This is a genomic window from Vibrio sp. 99-8-1, assembly GCF_013114595.1.
GTDB lineage: Bacteria > Pseudomonadota > Gammaproteobacteria > Enterobacterales > Vibrionaceae > Vibrio.
Genome location: NZ_VTXE01000034.1, coordinates 1 through 18,568 on the forward strand (window position 1 = coordinate 1; position 18,568 = coordinate 18,568).

At 42.9% G+C, this 18,568-nt stretch carries 15 protein-coding genes; 10 read left to right on the plus strand and 5 right to left on the minus strand.

From position 1 onward, the window contains the following. Positions 1–308: 308 nt before the first annotated feature. The 3 genes from hemG to F0227_RS17235 are packed head-to-tail and all read right to left on the minus strand — an operon-like array spanning position 309 to position 2,958. Positions 309–836 carry a menaquinone-dependent protoporphyrinogen IX dehydrogenase gene (gene hemG, locus F0227_RS17225; protein ID WP_171754483.1) on the minus strand — a complete coding sequence of 176 codons (528 nt, stop codon included), beginning with the start codon at positions 834–836 and terminating at the stop codon, positions 309–311. A gap of 9 nt (positions 837–845) precedes the next feature. Beyond that, entirely contained in the window at positions 846–2,303 is a 1,458-nt protein-coding gene (locus tag F0227_RS17230) for a TrkH family potassium uptake protein (RefSeq protein ID WP_171754484.1), read from the minus strand. Between the two features lie 31 nt (positions 2,304–2,334). Next, positions 2,335–2,958 (minus strand): YigZ family protein, encoded by a 624-nt coding sequence (locus F0227_RS17235; RefSeq protein WP_171754485.1) that lies wholly within the window; start codon positions 2,956–2,958, stop codon positions 2,335–2,337. 346 nt (positions 2,959–3,304) lie between these two features. On the opposite strand from F0227_RS17235, the gene fadB reads away from it, so the two are divergent. The 3 genes from fadB to F0227_RS17250 all read left to right on the plus strand — a co-directional run bounded on the left by fadB (position 3,305) and on the right by F0227_RS17250 (position 7,847). Continuing rightward, positions 3,305–5,476 (plus strand): fatty acid oxidation complex subunit alpha FadB, encoded by a 2,172-nt coding sequence (fadB, locus tag F0227_RS17240; protein WP_171754486.1) that lies wholly within the window; start codon positions 3,305–3,307, stop codon positions 5,474–5,476. A 25-nt stretch (positions 5,477–5,501) separates the two neighbouring features. Beyond that, positions 5,502–6,668 (plus strand): acetyl-CoA C-acyltransferase FadA, encoded by a 1,167-nt coding sequence (gene fadA, locus F0227_RS17245; RefSeq protein WP_171754487.1) that lies wholly within the window; start codon positions 5,502–5,504, stop codon positions 6,666–6,668. Positions 6,669–6,866: 198 nt separating this feature from the next. Continuing rightward, positions 6,867–7,847: an MDR family oxidoreductase gene (locus F0227_RS17250; protein ID WP_171754488.1), complete on the plus strand. Its 981-nt coding sequence runs from the start codon at positions 6,867–6,869 to the stop codon at positions 7,845–7,847. A 56-nt stretch (positions 7,848–7,903) separates the two neighbouring features. Here F0227_RS17250 and F0227_RS17255 read toward each other — a convergent pair whose 3' ends face one another. Beyond that, a complete protein-coding gene (locus F0227_RS17255; protein ID WP_171754489.1) occupies positions 7,904–8,869 on the minus strand; it encodes a LysR family transcriptional regulator in 966 nt (321 codons plus the stop codon). A 178-nt stretch (positions 8,870–9,047) separates the two neighbouring features. Here F0227_RS17255 and F0227_RS17260 point away from each other — a divergent pair, with 178 nt between their 5' ends. From F0227_RS17260 to F0227_RS17285, 6 genes are all read left to right on the plus strand, one after another. Further along, positions 9,048–9,683: an NAD(P)H-dependent oxidoreductase gene (locus tag F0227_RS17260; protein ID WP_171754490.1), complete on the plus strand. Its 636-nt coding sequence runs from the start codon at positions 9,048–9,050 to the stop codon at positions 9,681–9,683. Then, positions 9,683–11,602, plus strand: a complete 1,920-nt coding sequence (locus tag F0227_RS17265) for a monovalent cation:proton antiporter-2 (CPA2) family protein (protein ID WP_171754528.1) — start codon at positions 9,683–9,685, stop codon at positions 11,600–11,602. The genes F0227_RS17260 and F0227_RS17265 overlap by 1 nt, the downstream gene beginning before the upstream one ends. A 318-nt stretch (positions 11,603–11,920) precedes the next feature. Continuing rightward, complete coding sequence (gene tusA / locus F0227_RS17270; protein WP_171754491.1) at positions 11,921–12,169, plus strand: sulfurtransferase TusA; 249 nt, start codon at positions 11,921–11,923, stop codon at positions 12,167–12,169. A gap of 365 nt (positions 12,170–12,534) precedes the next feature. After that, complete coding sequence (gene glyQ, locus F0227_RS17275) at positions 12,535–13,455, plus strand: glycine--tRNA ligase subunit alpha (protein WP_171754492.1); 921 nt, start codon at positions 12,535–12,537, stop codon at positions 13,453–13,455. Between the two features lie 2 nt (positions 13,456–13,457). After that, positions 13,458–15,539: a glycine--tRNA ligase subunit beta gene (gene glyS, locus F0227_RS17280; protein ID WP_171754493.1), complete on the plus strand. Its 2,082-nt coding sequence runs from the start codon at positions 13,458–13,460 to the stop codon at positions 15,537–15,539. A gap of 361 nt (positions 15,540–15,900) precedes the next feature. Then, positions 15,901–17,169: a valine--pyruvate transaminase gene (locus F0227_RS17285; RefSeq protein ID WP_171754494.1), complete on the plus strand. Its 1,269-nt coding sequence runs from the start codon at positions 15,901–15,903 to the stop codon at positions 17,167–17,169. 47 nt (positions 17,170–17,216) lie between these two features. On the opposite strand, the gene F0227_RS17290 is transcribed toward F0227_RS17285, so the two are convergent. Beyond that, positions 17,217–17,363 carry a hypothetical protein gene (locus F0227_RS17290; RefSeq protein WP_171754495.1) on the minus strand — a complete coding sequence of 49 codons (147 nt, stop codon included), beginning with the start codon at positions 17,361–17,363 and terminating at the stop codon, positions 17,217–17,219. A 140-nt stretch (positions 17,364–17,503) separates the two neighbouring features. On the opposite strand from F0227_RS17290, the gene F0227_RS17295 reads away from it, so the two are divergent. Then, entirely contained in the window at positions 17,504–18,520 is a 1,017-nt protein-coding gene (locus tag F0227_RS17295) for a TRAP transporter substrate-binding protein (protein ID WP_171754496.1), read from the plus strand. Positions 18,521–18,568 lie beyond the last annotated feature (48 nt).

Sequence of the window (18,568 nt, forward strand, 5' to 3'; positions counted from 1 at the left end):
AAGAGCGTTGCTTCTTGGTTTCCGTTAAGGTCTTCCCTGAAGCGAGGCGGCCATTCTAGCGATTTAATGTGAAGTGTCAAACACTTTTTTACTTTTTTTATTCTTGCTTAAAAAGCGGAATAAAAAGTCACATTGCTAGGCTGCTGCCTGACTGATTTTGCCAGTTAACCCTTGTGGACTCTGCCGTGTCAGTGAGGGCGCATTATAGAGATCGAAATCACATTGGCAACCCTTTTTTGGCTCTTTTTTGAATTTATTTTCCATTCGAACAAAAATACACCGAAAAGCCCCAAAACAACCAATTTTGTTTACATTTTCTTAATAGATTCAGCAAATATAGAAACCTTTTTCCAATTTGTGTATTCAACTTCTTTCGTTGTGTCGGTTTCCCCTCCAGTCATTCTCATAATCAGTTGAATCATGAAACGATCAAAGAAACGATATTGTGGATATCGCAACGCTCCAGCAAAAACAGCAAGTAGATCGGGTTTCCAAGCAGACTTCTTCAAAAAGGTTTGCATATAGACACTTCCTTCAGGAGTATCTTTTCCTTGGTCCTCTTTTCTCGCCGTTAAGTTCACTAAGAAAAAGGCCACATTCGCGGCTTTCAATGCATCCAGATTTGTGTTTATAAATTGATAGAACTTCTTATTAAGGTGGCCATATCGTATAGATGCACCAATCACCACCTTGTCATAATGAGTAAAATCCACATTATTCAGCAGATGGAGATCAACGAGTTCACATTCAAACTCATTCATCTCTGCTTCTATATGTTTAAATATTTTGACGGTTTGACCATCTTTAGTGGAATATAAAAAAAGTGCTTTTTTCACAATATATCCTTAACTGCGCCAGAACGTTGGCGTAAAGAGAATGAGGAGAGTAAAGACTTCTAATCGACCGAATAACATAGACAATACCAACACCCATTTAGCATCATCATTGATGTCCCCATAGTGAAGGGCGACATCACCCAAGCCGGGGCCCAAATTATTTAAGGTAGACGCGACAGCAGAGAATGCACTCAACTCATCGATACCTGTGGCAATTAACGCCAGCATACAAATAACAAATACCAATGCATAAGCAGAGAAAAAGCCCCATACCGCATCAACCACTCGTTGAGATAAAGCTGTATTGCCTAACTTGATGGTGAATACCGCTCTTGGGTGAATCAACCTTTTTATCTCACGGGAGCCTTGTAGGGTAAGTAATAAAATCCTTATCACTTTCATTCCCCCGCCCGTTGAACCAGCACAGCCACCTATAAAAGAAGAGAATAACAGTAACACAGGCAAAAACAGCGGCCACTCAGCGAAACCTGTGGTAGTAAATCCGGCAGTTGTTGAGATAGATACGGTTTGAAATAGTGCTTGATCGAACGCGTCAAAAACGGAGATATAGGAGTGATGCTTTAATAGCAACAGAAAGCAGACAACAAATAGTATTCCTTGAATAAAGAAGAAGGCTCTAAATTCAGGATCTTTAATATAGTATTTAGGGTGAACACCACCTGAAGCAAATGCGGCAAAGTGCAATGAGTAGTTACAACCAGAAATCAGCAAAAAGACCACGGTAATCATATTGATCGCAGAGCTATCAAAATACCCCATGCTGGCATCATGAGTAGAAAAACCACCAATAGCAATGGTTGAAAAGCTATGACATATTGCATCGAACAAGCTCATACCCGCCAACCAGAAAGCACCGGCACAGGCTAATGTTAAGCTTAAATAGATATACCAAAGTGCTTTTGCTGTCTCTGCAATTCTGGGGGTCATTTTGCTGTCTTTCACAGGCCCCGGAATCTCAGCTCGATACAGCTGCATACCACCGATACCAAGCACAGGAAGAATCGCTACCGCCAACACAATGATTCCCATACCACCAAACCATTGCAAAAACTGACGATAAAACAGAATAGCTTTAGGCAGATCATCCAAACCCACAATAACGGTCGCACCAGTTGTGGTTAATGCCGAGAATGATTCAAAGAAGGCGTCAGTAATTGAGACTGCAGGGTTTTCAGATATGAGGAAAGGCAGTGCTCCGGCACTACCAATTACCGTCCAAAACAGCACTACAATCAAAAAACCATCTCGGGACTTCAAATCTTTTTTATGATGTCGATTGGGAAACCAGCATATCCCGCCGCACAACAGCAGAACAAAAAAGGTACTGACAAAAGGGACACCCGCTCCATCTCTGTATATCAAAGCAACAAAGGCTGGCGCAAGCATAGATACACTGAACAGAGCTAAAAGCAGCCCTACGATGCGAATTATTGAACGAAATTGCATGGATAATAAATGAAGCTAAGCTTCCAGTTTCCTAGTTTTCTTTTATTTCAGAAACGAATACCTTCGCTCCACTCTTATTGATAATAGATTGAATGAAATCGTCACAATTGCGCTTTTCAATTTCTACAACCATTTCTATTTGCACTGAAAAGTCCGATGAAAGCTCAACCGCTTGGAAAGCATTTATCAGCGATTGAACCAGCGAAATAGATGGATAGTCTAACCTTAGTTGTACACAAGTGGTGATTTTTTTCTCAATAGTTTGAAGCAAACGAAGAGCGCTTTGTACTCCACCGCCATACGCTTTAACTAGCCCGCCGGTACCCAACTTAATTCCACCAGAATAACGAGTGACGACTGCGGAGAGTTCTCCGACACCAGAGCCACTTAACTGAGCCAAAATAGGTTTCCCAGCAGTGCCGGACGGCTCACCGTCATCACTAAAACCCCATTTCATAGAATCTTCTGGTCGTCCTGCAACAAAACCCCAGCAATTATGCCTTGCCGCTGCATGTTCTTTCTTGCAGCTTTCTATAAATACCTTTGCCGCATCAACACTCGGCGTATGAGCTAAATGAGTAATAAAAACACTTTTTTTAATCTCTTCTTCAAATAACACCGACTCAGAAGGTATAAGGTAAGGTTCAATATTCATAAAGTTAGACATAGAAAGAGTAGGCGGCCAGTGTAACACCGCAATAATCTAATTCAATTCGTTTGACCGATCTCAAAATGTTAAACAGTTGTTTGAATTTTGTTGAAATAAAGTTTGAATTGCTTCAATATCATACAACTGGTCGTACCAAAGCTCGCTTAGTTCAAACATGCTTAAGCGTAGCAAAGTAACGACATGTAACCGATAGGTGGTCATCACAATAGCAACAAGTACCACCAACATTACTGCAATATCGAGCCACAACATATGATCGAATAATGACAGTAAATAACTTCAAAATGGACTCTAGTTAGCAACATTTGGTTGCTCTTTACGGAGAAAGATAATGATCTACCAAGCCAACACCCTACAAGTGAAGGAATTAGAAAGTGGCATAGCTGAACTCAGTTTTTGCGCACCAGCCTCGGTGAATAAACTGGATCTTGCCACCCTTGATGCTCTCGATAACGCGCTGAATCAACTAAAAGAACAGCAACACTTAACAGGTTTAATTTTAACCTCAGATAAAGAATCTTTTATCGTTGGCGCAGATATCACAGAGTTTTTAGGTTTATTTGCTAAACCAGCAGATGAACTGAACAACTGGCTGCTGTACGCCAACAATATTTTCAATAAGCTTGAAGATCTCCCCTTCCCGACTCTATCACTATTAAAAGGGCATACCTTAGGTGGTGGTTGTGAGTGCGTTCTCGCAACCGATTTTCGAATTGGTGATGCAACCACAAGTATTGGCCTGCCAGAAACTAAGCTAGGCATAATGCCAGGGTTTGGAGGCTCAGTTCGTATGCCTCGCCTTATTGGTGCAGACAGCGCAATGGAACTGATCACAGCAGGAAAAAGTTGCAGAGCCGACGAAGCGTTAAAACTAGGGCTAATGGATGCCATTGTGGATAGTGAACAGCTACTTCAGTCCGCCATCAATACTATTCAACAAGCCAATAATGGAAAACTAGATTGGCAAGCAAGACGCAAACAAAAAACATCGCCATTAACCCTTAGTAAGCTAGAGTCCATGATGAGCTTCACTATGGCAAAAGGCTTAGTTATGCAAAAGGCAGGGCCTCATTACCCTGCTCCAATTACCTCAGTTAAAGCGATAGAAGCAGCAGCAACCCTTTCTAGAACTGCCGCTCTCGATGTGGAACGAAAACACTTTATTAAACTCGCTCAATCTGAAGAAGCCAATGCCTTAGTAGGTCTGTTCTTAAATGATCAATACATAAAAGGTTTAGCCAAAAAAGCGACGAAGACCGCAACAAAACCAACAGAAAGAGCCACCGTGCTAGGTGCGGGTATTATGGGGGGCGGAATAGCGTATCAATCGGCACTTAAAGGTGTTCCTGTATTGATGAAAGACATCGCACAGCCCTCACTGGATCTCGGCATGAGTGAAGCATCTAAACTGCTGAATAAACGTTTAGAAAGAGGCCGTATTAATGGTTTTAAAATGGCGGGAATACTGTCATCCATTACTCCTAGCTTACATTACGCCGGCGTGGAGCAGACAGATATTATTGTTGAAGCCGTAGTAGAGAACCCTAAAGTGAAAGCGGCAGTGTTAAGCGAAGTCGAGCAGCAAGTAACAGAAGAGACCGTCGTCACATCAAACACATCTACCATTCCAATCAATTTATTGGCTAAATCATTACAACGTCCAGAAAACTTCTGTGGCATGCACTTTTTTAACCCTGTGCATCGTATGCCTTTAGTTGAAATCATTCGCGGAGAAAAAACGTCCGACGAAACCATCAATCGAATCGTGGCGTATGCCGCTCAAATGGGTAAATCACCTATTGTTGTAAATGACTGTCCTGGCTTCTTTGTGAACCGAGTACTATTCCCCTATTTTGGTGGTTTTAGTTCTCTACTAAAGGATGGTGCGAACTTCTTATCTGTTGATAAGGTGATGGAGAAAAAATTTGGTTGGCCAATGGGACCAGCATACCTGCTTGACGTGGTTGGAATTGATACTGCTCACCATGCTCAAGCGGTAATGGCTCAAGGTTTTCCTGCTCGAATGGCCAAAGAGGGCAAAGACGCCATTGATGCTTTATATGAAGCAGAAAAATATGGTCAGAAGAATGGTTCCGGTTTTTATAGCTATAGCAAAGACAAAAAAGGCCGACCAAAGAAAGTCTTCTCAGAAGAAATACTCGCTGTTTTACAACCGGCATGCTCTGCTCAACAAGAGTTTAGTGACGATACCATTATCCAGCGAATGATGATTCCAATGATCAATGAAGTTGTGCTCTGTTTAGAGGAAGGCATTATCGCGTCGCCTCAAGAAGCGGATATGGCATTGGTATACGGCCTTGGATTCCCTCCATTTAGAGGTGGCATATTCCGCTATTTAGATAGCCTAGGCATAAATAATTATGTGGAAATGGCCAAGCAATACAGCGAACTAGGGCCACTTTATCAAGTACCACAAATGCTAATAGATATGGCAAAGAACGGCGGTTCTTTCTACCAATCTCAACAAGCAAGCTCACTTTAGTCACTTTTGGAGAAGGAATACCACAATGAATAACGTCGTAATTGTCGATTGTCTACGTACACCGATGGGTCGCTCTAAAGGTGGCGCCTTTCGTCATACTCGCGCAGAAGACCTTTCTGCTCATCTGATGAAAGGCATCTTGGCACGAAACCCACAAGTCGATCCTACGCAAATAGAAGATATCTATTGGGGCTGTGTGCAACAAACATTAGAACAAGGTTTCAATATCGCCAGAAATGCAGCGCTATTGGCCGATCTGCCTAAAAATATTGGTGCAGTGACTGTTAACCGATTGTGCGGCTCTTCAATGCAAGCTCTACATGATGCTTCACGAGCAATAATGGTGGGTGACGCTGAGATTTGTCTAATTGGTGGAGTAGAACATATGGGCCACGTACCCATGAACCATGGTGTCGATTTCCACCCAGGGTTATCAAAAAACGTAGCCAAAGCAGCAGGAATGATGGGGCTTACCGCCGAAATGCTTGGCAAGCTGCATGGTATTTCACGTCAGCAACAAGATGAATTTGCCGCTCGCTCTCATGCACGTGCCCACGCAGCTACTCTAGAGGGACGTTTTAAAAATGAAATTCTTGCGACGGAAGGCCACAGTGCTGATGGATCGTTAATTCAACTTGATTATGATGAAGTTATTAGGCCTGAGACCACCGTGGAAGGTTTATCGCAACTTCGTCCCGTCTTTGATCCTGCAAATGGTACCGTTACCGCGGGAACCTCATCCGCACTCTCTGACGGTGCATCAGCAATGCTGGTTATGAGTGAAGATAAGGCCAAACAACTGGGGCTTACCATTCGTGCTCGGGTTCGTTCAATGGCGGTATCTGGTTGTGATCCATCAATTATGGGGTACGGTCCTGTTCCTGCAACACAAAAGGCGTTGCAACGTGCAGGCATTACCGTCGATCAACTTGATGTTATCGAACTTAATGAAGCGTTTGCAGCGCAGTCGTTACCTTGTGTAAAAGATCTCGGCTTATTGGATGTCGTTGAGGATAAAATCAACCTAAATGGGGGTGCTATTGCTTTAGGTCACCCGCTAGGCTGTTCTGGTTCTCGAATCTCCACCACCCTGATAAACCTAATGGAAGCGAAAGACGCTCAATTTGGTTTAGCCACCATGTGTATAGGCTTAGGTCAGGGCATAGCCACCGTGTTTGAGAGAGTGGAATAGATCCTCGATAAACAAACATAACGCCGTAAAGAGCAGCATAAATTATCCCGACTATTACAGGAGCGACGAAAGTCGCTCCTTTTATATGCGTAATATGCATATATATAATGCTAAAGTTTCATTTTAGTCATACCCAATTAGCAACTACACTTAGTCGGTCAAATAAACAAATTACTATTAACTCTAGTGGAGAAAGCCATGTTTAACGCTCTGGTTCTAAATCAACAAGAAAAACGCACACTGGCAGCAATTGAGCAATTGGATGAATCTCAATTACCAGAAGGTGATGTTCTTGTTGAAGTAGAATACTCATCTCTAAACTACAAAGATGGTTTAGCTATTACAGGTAAAGGAAAAATTATCCGCAACTTCCCAATGGTTCCGGGAATAGATATGGCGGGTAAAGTCATCAGTTCCGACGACAACCGTTACAAACAAGGCGATGAAGTGGTACTTACCGGTTGGGGTGTAGGCGAAAACCACTGGGGTGGCATGGCTGAAAAAGCCAAACTAAAAGCAGACTGGCTAGTACCGCTACCAAGCGCTCTTTCCAGCAAACAAGCCATGATGGTCGGTACAGCGGGCTTTACGGCAATGCTATGTGTGCAAGCACTTCTAGACGCAGGGATAAAACCTGAAGATGGTGAAGTGGTTGTGACTGGCGCAAGTGGTGGTGTAGGTTCAGTCTCCGTTGCACTTTTAGCACAATTAGGTTATCAAGTGGCCGCAGTTACTGGTCGTGTTGAGCAAAATGGTCCTTTATTAGAAAAGTTAGGGGCCAACAAAATCATCGACCGTACAGTTTTTGAAGAACCTGCACGCCCTCTTGAGAAGCAAGTATGGGCAGGCGCTATCGATACTGTTGGTAGCAAAGTACTGGCTAAAGTTCTTGCTCAAATGGATTACAACAGTGCTGTTGCCGCTTGCGGATTAGCTGGTGGCTTCGACTTACCAACAACGGTAATGCCATTTATCTTGCGTAATGTTCGCCTGCAAGGTGTTGATTCAGTATCTTGCCCGACAGAAAAACGTATCGCTGCATGGGAATCGCTATCTAAACTCTTACCAGAAAGCTTCTTTGAGCAAGCATGTAATGAGATATCACTGGCTGAGGCAGCAAAATACGCAGAAGATATCACTAATGGTCAAGTAACAGGCCGTGTCGTCATTAAGCTATAAGCACGACTCTATCAATAGAAAACGGACAAATGGCCAAGCCAGCCTTGTCCGTTTTTTTATTTAACCTCATTACTGCTGGCCGGCAATAAGCCCAGATCTTCCACTCTCTTAGCAATGAGTCGACCACACTCCTCTTTAAGCACATTACGCAGCCACTCTTGTGAAGGTGAATGTTCACACCTAGGGTGCCAAATCATCGAGTAATCAAACGGTGTAAAGGCAAATGGTAAAGGCTTAATAAGCAAGTCATATCGATCAGCAACCAGATACGCTAAATCAGCAGGAACGGTGATAATAAGTGGCACGGTATCCACAACCGCTAGCGCAGCTTCTAAGTGATAAGCCCTTATCATGGTTCGCCTTGCTGGCTGTCCTTCTAAAGCATGATCGATCAACGCTTTAACACCATCACTAATCGCTATCATGGCATGTGGATACTCTAAGTAATCATCCAACGTCATCTGTTTAAATGCCAACGGATGCTTTTTCGATAACAGACAAGAGACACCAACCTTACCTAAAATGTCGCTTAATAGCGGCTCAACCGATGTCGTCGGTCGACATATCGCCAGATCAGCACCTTGGGTGGTCAATTGATACATTAGTTGCTCATGGTGCAATGGAAGAAACTCCAACGAGACATTAGGCGCTTCCTGATAAATCCGCGGTAAAGCAAAAGGTAAAATGGTCTGCATTGCGTAATCGGTGGTCGCAATGGTAAAAGATTGATTACAGCTTTTTGCACTGAACTCTTTAGAAGAGAGTAACTGTCGAACGGCATCCAGCGGCTCACCCAATAACTGTCCAATTTCTAAGGCTTTTTCAGTCGGGATCAACTGCTGGCCTTGCCGAGTAAACAGAGGATCATCCAGCAGTTCTCTTAAACGCCCTAAAACACGGCTCATCGCCGATTGGCTTAGATTTAATCGAGTAGCTGCTTTACTAACCGTGCCCTCTTCAATCAACACTTTTAATGCCACCAGCAAATTTAAATCTTTACGGTAAATATCTTCCAGTTCCACAGCCAACTCTTATCGGATAACGTTCCTTGAGATGAGTAAGTATACTCTTCTATCGAAGAGCATCCTATACTCAAATGTCTCTACATAGTTTCTCTTTGAATGCATTGAGAAATAGAAGGTGCCAGACAATAATACATCTTCAATAACAGCAATCATCTTATCGTCAGTTGGGGTTAATATGGCAAAGAAAAAAGTACTGGTTTTATATGCTCACCCTTCACAACACCGATCTGAAGTGAATCAAACACTCTTCAAAGCAGCTGCAAATATAGAGCATGTTACCGCTATCGATTTATATGGTGAGTACCCAACCTTTAATATCAACATAGATCGCGAGCAACAGAGGTTGCTTGATCACGACATTATTGTTTTCCAGTTTCCCCTTTACTGGTACTCCTCACCTGCACTATTAAAAGAGTGGCAAGACCTTGTCTTAGAATACGGTTTTGCCTATGGACAAGATGGCAATGCTTTACAAGGCAAAGTCTTCTTTTGCGCCACCACTGCAGGCGGTAAAGCAGAAGCTTATCAAACAGATGGTTACAATCACTTTACTATTCGTGAGCTATTTCACCCATTTGAGCAAACCGCATCATTAACAGGGATGCATTACCTTGCTCCTTTTGCCCTATTTGGTTCCAGAACGGCATTAGAAGAAGGTCGAATAGAGAGCCATGTTCAACGTTGGGAAAGGCTACTCACCGCTTTAACAAGAGATCAATTAGATTTAGAGCAGGCCAGTAAAGTTGAAAAACTGACCCACGTTTTGGATCAACTCATCGCGTCAGAGCAAAAAACTGAAGGAGATAGATGATGACAGGTATTTTCTTACAAGCATTTATCTATTTGGTCGCGGCGGTCATTGCTGTTCCCATTGCTAAGCGATTAGGACTAGGCTCCGTACTGGGCTACTTAATCGCAGGCGTTGTCATTGGGCCAATCATTGGCTTAGTCGGAGAAGAAACCACCACCATCCAACACTTTGCAGAGTTTGGTGTGGTCATGATGCTGTTTTTAGTCGGTTTAGAGCTAGAACCCAAGATGTTATGGGCAATGCGCAACCGCTTAATGGGATTGGGTGGCTTACAAGTTGGTGGAACGGTCGCATTGGTCATGGCGATCGCGTTATCTCTAGGTCAAGTATGGAGCATCGCATTAACTATTGGCCTCATATTCGCACTCTCTTCCACGGCCATTGTATTGCAAACTTTTAGTGAAAAAGGGTTAAGCAAAACAGAGGGCGGGAAAAATGCCTTTTCCGTTTTGCTATTTCAAGACATCGCTGTTATTCCAATGTTGGCCTTTATTCCTTTACTCGCATTGCCGGAGTTAATTGAACAGGCTCAGTTAGCCGCAAACACCGCCGCAGAACATCATGAAGAGTTAAGTCTTGTTGCTGGACTTCCTGGCTGGGCTTATGGATTAGTGATCACCGCCTCTATTGCTTTAGTGGTGGTTGGTGGCCATTTTCTCAGTCGCCCACTTTTTCGCTTTGTGGCCAGTTCTGGGCTTAGAGAAATATTTACCGCTACCGCACTAATGCTCGTAATTGGTATTGCAGCATTAATGAGCTTAGTCGGACTATCACCAGCATTAGGCACTTTCTTAGCAGGGGTGGTTTTAGCCAATAGTGAGTTTCGACATGAGCTGGAATCCAATATCGATCCCTTTAAAGGTTTACTTCTAGGGCTCTTTTTTATTACCGTCGGAGCCGGTATTAACTTCTCTATTCTGTTCAGCCAATTTTTCGTTATTATCGGCTTAACGTTAGCAGTAATGTTATTAAAAGGGGCAGTTCTGTTCTTACTTGCTCTGATTTTTAGAATCAAAGGCAGTGATCGTTGGTTATTTGCTTTGAGCTTGGCGCAGGCCGGTGAATTTGGCTTTGTATTACTCAGTTTCTCAATGCAAAACCACGCCCTACCCGCAGAGATAGCGCAAACATTGTCTTTAGTTGTTGCACTTTCAATGTTCTTCACGCCAGGACTGTTTATTTTGTTTGATAAAATGATACTGCCGCGTTATCAGCAAGAATCCAATGACAGAGAGAGTGATGTCATAGAGGAGCAAGGCTCTGTCATCATTGTAGGTATTGGACGTTTTGGCCAAATAGTTAATCGCTTACTGGTATCAAACGGAGTAAAAACCGTGGTACTGGATCACCAAGCCAACCAAGTCGATGTGGTGAGGAAAATAGGAACTCAAGCCTACTATGGCGATGCCACTCGACCCGACTTACTTCATACTGCCGGTATTGAGAATGCTAGAGCGATTGTTATCGCTATCGACCAACCAGAAAGCAGTGTTGAACTGGTCAAGTACGTCAAACATACTTATCCAAAAGTCACCGTTATCGTACGAGCTTTCGACCGTGGTCATGGGTATCGACTCCGTCAAGCCGGTGCAGACATTATCGAATCAGAAACTTATCATTCATCGTTAGAAATTGGCGGACACGCAATGAAAGTTATGGGATTGCACCCATTCTTCATTGAACAACAGAAAACCACATACAAACGAGTTGAAAACAAAAAGTCAGATATGCTCTATACCGCATGGCAAGATGACGCTGAAGGTGAACGCTTCGATAATAACTATCGTCAGCTTTTTATACACCTAGAAGAGAGTGTTTCTGAAGAGATGAAGCACGATCGCAGCGACAAGCACACTCGCTCAGAGCGTGGCTGGACACCACCTCCAAAAGGGTACGCTGACAATTTTGTAGAAAAGTAATTTATAACAGAGCCTGCTGATTGCAGGCTTTGTTAACTTGTTGCATTACCAATGTCACTAACCTAATGGCTTTCAGTAAGCTAGCTAGACGCTAGAAAACAGCTACTCCCATGAAAACAATCACTTTTCTTCAGACAAAAAAAATCCCGCCTTTCAGCGGGGAAGCCCAAGAAAATTGGAATAGTGCTGTAACACGACTTAACATGTTGCGCATTTGTTAATTAAATGTAGCGATCTTTTTTACATTTGCCAAGCTTTTATTGAATTTTTTTTTTCTACCAGTAATATCAACCGTGAAATTTTCAGAGAGAACACCTAATGACAATAGCCCCTGAGCTGGCAAATAAGACGCTTGAAGCGGAAGGATTACGCTGTCCAGAGCCAGTAATGATGGTCAGGAAGACAATAAGAAACATGCAAGATGGTGAAGTTTTGCTTATTAACGCTGACGACCCATCAACCACCAGAGATATTCCCAGTTTTTGTCGATTTATGGATCACCAACTAATCGACTCTCAAACTGATGTACTGCCTTATCAGTATTTGATTAAAAAAGGGCTTGAGTGATTTTTCATCTGTAGCCTTTAATTTACAAAAAATGCCTTAAGCTATTCAGTATTGAATGGAACGTATCCAGCCCAGACTCACGACTTAAATTGCCGGGCTGGTAGGCATTACATATCCAGTGACCACTCAAGTTCTCTTCACTCTTTTTCAACCCCAAAAGACACTACTCAGCAACCTTGCAGATAAAAAATCGCCATAAATAGGTCTTATTACCATCAAAAATGAGCATTTAACCCTTAAATCATCAGATTTCTTTAATTTGAAAAAAAAATAAGCAATAAAAGCTCTACTCCCCACTTCAATATATCGCTATACTTTGTAGTTATTTTTCATTCATTCAAACAGAAGATTCGCGCAAACCTACTATGCAAAAATACGATATCAAAACCTTTCAAGGTATGATCCTCGCGCTGCAGGATTATTGGGCACAACAGGGTTGTACTATTGTTCAGCCTCTCGATATGGAAGTGGGTGCGGGGACTTCTCACCCAATGACATGCTTACGTGCCATCGGCCCAGAGCCAATGGCGACCGCTTATGTGCAACCGTCACGCCGACCAACAGATGGCCGTTATGGTGAAAACCCTAACCGTCTGCAACATTACTATCAATTCCAAGTAATGATTAAGCCTTCTCCTGACAATATTCAAGAGTTGTATCTTGGTTCTTTAGAAGTACTTGGTGTTGATCCTTTAGTACACGATATCCGTTTCGTAGAAGATAACTGGGAAAACCCGACACTAGGTGCTTGGGGTCTTGGTTGGGAAGTCTGGCTAAACGGTATGGAAGTGACTCAGTTTACTTACTTCCAACAGGTTGGTGGTCTAGAGTGTAAACCTGTTACTGGTGAGATCACTTACGGTATCGAACGTTTAGCAATGTACATTCAAGGCGTTGATTCGGTTTATGACTTAGTTTGGGCTGATGGTCCTCTGGGTAAAACAACCTATGGTGATATCTTCCATCAGAATGAAGTTGAACAATCAACATACAACTTTGAACACGCCGATGTGGATTTCCTATTCACCTTCTTTGACCAGTGTGAAAAAGAGTGTAAAGAGTTGCTAGAGTTAGAGTCACCTCTACCTCTTCCCGCTTACGAGCGCATTCTTAAAGCAGGCCATGCATTTAACCTGCTAGATGCACGTAAAGCGATCTCCGTAACAGAGCGTCAACGTTACATCCTACGCATTCGTGATTTAACAAAATCCGTTGCACAAGCATATTATGCATCACGTGAAGCACTAGGTTTCCCGATGTGTAACAAACAGGATGAGGAGAAGTAATCATGGCGAAGAATTTTTTAATTGAGCTAGGTACCGAAGAGCTTCCACCAACACAACTTCGTACTCTTGCTGAAGCATTTGCGAACAACTTTGAAACAGAGCTTAAAGGTGCCGACCTTGCTCATCAAGGTGTTAAATGGTATGCCGCCCCTCGTCGTTTAGCACTTAAAGTTGCTGAGCTTGCAGAAGGTCAAGCAGATAAAGTTGTTGAAAAACGTGGTCCAGCTATCTCCGTTGCATTCGATGACGAAGGCAATGCGACGAAAGCGGCTCAAGGTTGGGCTCGTGGTAATGGCATTACCGTTGAGCAAGCCGACCGTCTAAAAACAGACAAAGGCGAATGGCTACTCTTTAAACAAGAAGTAAAAGGTAAACCGGTACAAGAACTGGTTGTTGAGCTTGCTGCTAAAGCACTGGCTAACCTGCCAATTGCTAAGCCAATGCGTTGGGGCGACACCGATACACAATTTATTCGTCCAGTGAAAACCCTCACTATGCTACTCGGTTCTGACCTAATTGAAGGTGAGATTCTTGGTGTAGCATCCGATCGTACTATCCGCGGTCACCGTTTTATGGGTGAGCAAGAATTCACTATCGACAGTGCCGACCAATATCCCGCTATTTTAGAAGAGCGCGGTAAAGTAATGGCGGATTACGATGCTCGTAAAGCGATTATTCTGGCTGACTCAAAAAAAGCCGCTGAAGCCGTAGGTGGGATAGCCGATCTTGAAGACGATCTCGTTGAAGAAGTAACGTCGCTGGTTGAATGGCCAGTAGTACTAACCGCTAAGTTTGAAGAAGAGTTCTTAAAAGTTCCTTCTGAAGCCTTGGTGTACACAATGAAAGGCGATCAGAAGTATTTCCCTGTTTACTCACATGAGATGGGTGATAAAAACCGCAAACTCCTGCCTAACTTTATCTTTGTTTCCAACATTGAATCAAAAGATCCACGTCAGGTTATTGAAGGTAACGAGAAAGTTGTTCGTCCTCGCTTAGCCGATGCAGAATTTTTCTTTAATACTGACCGCAAGCGACCTCTAATTGATCGTCTACCTGAATTGGATAGCGCTATCTTCCAAAAACAATTAGGCACAATTAAAGACAAAACAGACCGTATCACTCAATTATCTGGTTTTATTGCCAAAAATATTGGTGCTGATGTAGAGAAATCAGAACGTGCGGCTCTTCTTGCTAAATGTGACTTAATGACATCGATGGTGTTCGAGTTTACCGATACACAAGGCGTTATGGGCATGCACTATGCCACTCACGATGGTGAAGATGAGCAAGTTGCTTTGGCACTTTACGAGCAGTATATGCCACGCTTTGCTGGTGATGATCTACCAAGCAATGGCATTTCATCGGCTGTGGCCATGGCAGATAAGCTAGATACTATCGTTGGTATTTTTGGTATTGGCCAAGCGCCAAAAGGATCAGATCCGTTCGCACTGCGTCGCGCATCATTGGGTGTTCTGAGAATCATCGTTGAAAATGGTTATAAACTTGATCTGGTCGAACTGATCGAACAAGCTAAATCACAATTTGCTGGCAAGCTAACCAATGAGAACGTGGTTAATGATGTAATCGACTTTATGTTAGGTCGTTTCCGCGCTTGGTATCAAGATGAGGGTTTCAGCGTTGATATTATTCAAGCGGTGCTTGCTCGTCGTCCAACAAAACCAGCAGACTTTGACCAACGTGTTAAAGCGGTTTCCCACTTCCGTGGACTAGAAGAAGCTGAGTCTTTAGCCGCTGCCAATAAACGTGTAGGCAATATTTTGGCTAAGTTTGACGGTGAATTGGCGAGCGACATTGATCTTGCTCTTTTACAAGAAGACGCAGAAAAAGCGTTAGCTGAAAACGTAGAAGTCATGACAGAAGCACTGGAACCTGCATTTGCTACCGGTAACTACCAAGAAGCCCTAAGCAAACTCGCTGCACTACGTGAACCTGTCGATGCTTTCTTTGATAATGTAATGGTAATGGCTGACGACGAAGCTTTGAAAAAGAACCGTCTGACACTATTGAACAACCTTCGTAATCTATTCCTACAGATTGCCGATATATCATTACTGCAGAAATAACGCGTTATATACAAAATATTGTACGATAACAGTCACTAAGGGAAGCTATTGCTTCCCTTTTTTTGTCTAATGCTAAAATGATTGCGTTTACTGTAGGGCTTTTCATCTGGCAGGCAAACAACACTAGAGTTAGGGACATCACTAGTTTTAGTTACCCATCTCGCCACGTTTTAGCTTTAACAGCACGCCTTAATCAGTAACCGCTCGTTGGTATTTCAACTGCTTTTTTTTCTTGTACAAGCAAATTCATACTTTTCCTAATCTAGACAATGCGGTATGTTCAAATATTATTCGCCTCGCCAGTCAAAAACTGACGTAGTAACACTGACAGTAACCCCGATAAAAGCAGGTATGGAAGCAGATGCAATTTTCTAAATTTGGTGAAAAGTTCAATCGACACTCAGGTATAACCCAATTAATGGCAGACTTAAATGAAGGGCTACGAACGCCCGGAGCCATTATGTTGGGAGGTGGCAACCCAGCCGCTATTCCTGCCATGCTCGACTATTTTCACCAAGCCAGCAGCGACATGCTGGTGAATGGGAGACTGGTTGATGCCATGGCTAACTATGATGGTCCCCAAGGAAAAGATACCTTTGTAAAAGCACTCGCGAACCTGCTCAAGGAGAGCTATGGCTGGGACATTAGCGAAAAAAACATTAGCTTAACCAATGGCAGTCAAAGTGCCTTTTTCTATCTATTTAATCTTTTTGCGGGAACGCAACCTGACGGTTCACATAAGAAAATCTTACTTCCTCTTGCACCTGAATATATAGGCTATGGCGATTCAGGTATTGATGACGATATTTTTGTTTCTTACCGACCAGAGATCGAAGAGTTAGATAATCGCATGTTTAAATACCATGTAGATTTTGAACAGCTTCACATCGATGACTCTGTAGCAGCAATCTGTGCATCAAGACCCACCAATCCAACAGGGAATGTCCTCACCGACGCTGAAGTAGAAAAACTGGATATACTTGCCCGCAAAAACAATATCCCACTAATTATTGATAATGCTTATGGGACACCCTTCCCAAACATTATTTTTGAAGAAGTAAAACCATTCTGGAATGAAAACACCATTCTCTGTATGAGCTTATCTAAATTAGGTTTACCGGGCGTTCGCTGCGGCATTGTCATTGCCAATGAGGAAGTCACTCAGGCTATGACCAATGTAAACGGTATTATTAGCCTTGCGCCAAGTGGTATTGGACCCGCTATAGGCACTCATATGATTGAGTCTGGCGACCTGCTGCAGCTAAGCCAGATGATCATTAAGCCGTTTTATCAACAAAAAGCGATTCATGCTGTCGAGTTGCTACAAGAAGCGATTCCTGATCCCCGCTTTAAAATTCATAAGCCAGAAGGCGCTATTTTTCTTTGGTTGTGGTTTGATGAACTGCCCATCACATCCATGGAGCTTTACAACCGGTTAAAAGCGCGAGGTGTTTTGATTATTCCGGGAGAATACTTCTTTATTGGGCAAGATTGCGAGACTCAAAACAACGAGAATAGCTGGCCTCATACCCGTCAATGTATACGAATGAATTATGTGCAAGATGAACAAAGTATGCGCGATGGTATAACCATAATCGCTGAAGAAGTACAAAAGGCCTATCAGCACTAGCACCACATTGTCAGTTGCTATTGTTACGGTAAAAAAGAAAGTGGTACTCAGTTACCACTTTTTTTGTATCTATGTACCAGATAACCTTGAAAGAGGACGCCATTGCTTCGGTTATCCTTCTTGAACTGAACCTGTTGATGCAGATCTGAATCCTGCATCTTGAGATCACTTGAGTTTATGTCACGTTTAGCCATAAAAGAATCCTTGATCACAAAATAGACAATAATAGAGCTAACTGTGATCTATATAGTAGATTAACTCAAATGTTACCGATAACATAATCAATGTTCCCGGTAACACAGGGATATAAAATACTAATTAAAGGACTGACCTTATGAAGTACACAATGAAAACACTGAGTACTGCTGTTGTTGCTACCCTACTCTCTACATCAGCATTTTCTGCTGACTTTACATTTAAATTCCAATCCAGTGACCCATCGGGTGACAAAAACTTCCAAGTTCAAAAAGAGTGGACTGAACGAGTGGAGAAAATGTCGGCTGGTCGAATCAATATCGATCTATTACCCGTTGGTGCAGTGGTAAAACATACCGAAACTTTAGGCGCGATTAAAATGGGCGTGCTTGATGGTCATATTACAGCTACTGGCTATTTCTCCGGTAAAGATCCTGCTTTTGGTCTTATCGGTAATATGGTTGGAGCTTGGTCTGACACTCGCCAACTGCTTCAATATATTAACTATGGTGGCGGTTATGAGTTAATGACCGAACTCTATGCTCCATACGGAGTAAAATATATTGGTGGTTCAACAACAGGCGTCGAGTCTTTTGTTTCTAAAGTACCACTAAATGGCGTTGCTGATCTTAAAGGTCTAAAACTTCGTGCCCCTGAAGGCTTGGTTCAACAAGTCTTTGCAGCTGCAGGCGCTGCGCCAGTAAACCTACCAGGTTCAGAAGTGTTTACCGGGTTAAGCAAAGGCGTTATTGATGCCGCAGACTACACGGTATTCTCTACCAACCAAAAAGCGGGAATGAATGATATTGCCACTCATCCAGTTCAACCTGGTTTCCACTCATTACCTCTTATTGATATCTCAATGAGTCAGAAAAAGTGGGACAAACTACCTGCTGATCTACAAGAGATAATGACCGTGTCGGTTCGAGACTTTGCTACCGATATCACCACTCAATTGCGCATTGCCGATCAAGAAGCGGTAAAAGAAGCACAAGCAAACCCAGACATCACCATTCATGATTGGCCAGCGGAAGAACGTAAAAAATTCCGTACTATCGCCATGGGTGAATGGAAAAAGTTTGCAGAACGCTCTCCTAACGCTCAAAAAGTCTATGACTCCATTACTAGCTACCTGAAAAACTCAGGACTATTGTAAATCATTGACAAAAAGGGGGATTTATTCCCCCTACTTCCTCGGACAGAG